At 50.6% G+C, this 1,074-nt stretch carries 1 rRNA gene; it reads right to left on the bottom strand.

Features of this window, described 5'->3' with window-relative positions:
* A 23S ribosomal RNA gene (locus FTU39_RS13770) occupies positions 1 to 1,074 on the bottom strand; the annotation flags it as partial.

The raw sequence follows: 1,074 nt of genomic DNA, 5'->3' as shown, positions 1-1,074 counted from the left end.
AGTCCTATCACCATCAACAGCGTACCTTCTCCCGAAGTTACGGTACCATTTTGCCTAGTTCCTTCAGCAGAGTTCTCTCAAGCGCTTTGGTCTACTCGACCTGACCACCTGTGTCGGTTTCGGGTACGATTCCAGTGTAACTGAAGCTTAGAGACTTTTCCTGGAAGCAGGGTATCAGCCACTTCACTGTACAAGTACAGCTTGCTATCAGATCTCAGCATAGAGCACCCCGGATTTGCCTAAGATGCATGCCTACTTCCTTTCACCTGGACTACCAACGCCAGGCTGACTTAACCTTCTCCGTCCTCTCATCGCATTACACTGAAGTATTGGAATATTAACCAATTTCCCATCGACTACGCCTCTCGGCCTCGCCTTAGGGGTCGACTCACCCAGCCCCGATTAACGTTGGACTGGAACCCTTGGTCTTTCAGCGAACGGGTTTTTCACCCGTTTTGTCGTTACTCACGTCAGCATTCGCACTTCTGATACCTCCAGCAGACTTCTCAATCCACCTTCTTCGGCTTACAGAACGCTCCCCTACCACGTATACAATGTATACATCCGCAGCTTCGGCACATAGTTTTAGCCCCGTTACATCTTCCGCGCAGGCCGACTCGACTAGTGAGCTATTACGCTTTCTTTAAAGGGTGGCTGCTTCTAAGCCAACCTCCTAGCTGTCTATGCCTTCCCACATCGTTTCCCACTTAACTATGATTTTGGGGCCTTAGCTGGCGGTCTGGATTGTTTTCCTCTTGACTACGGACGTTAGCACCCGCAGTCTGTCTCCCGGATAGTACTCATTGGTATTCGGAGTTTGCATCGGTTTGGTAAGTCGGGATGACCCCCTAGCCGAAACAGTGCTCTACCCCCAATGGTATTCGTCCGAGGCGCTACCTAAATAGCTTTCGGGGAGAACCAGCTATCACCGAGTTTGATTAGCCTTTCACCCCTATCCACAAGTCATCCCCTGGCTTTTCAACGACAGTGGGTTCGGTCCTCCAGTTAGTGTTACCCAACCTTCAACCTGCTCATGGATAGATCACCCGGTTTCGGGTCTATACCCAGCAACTA

It is taken from the genome of Acinetobacter sp. YH12099, from assembly GCF_013419195.1.
GTDB classification, from domain to species: domain Bacteria; phylum Pseudomonadota; class Gammaproteobacteria; order Pseudomonadales; family Moraxellaceae; genus Acinetobacter; species Acinetobacter towneri.
This window is presented reverse-complemented; position numbering and strand designations above follow the sequence as displayed.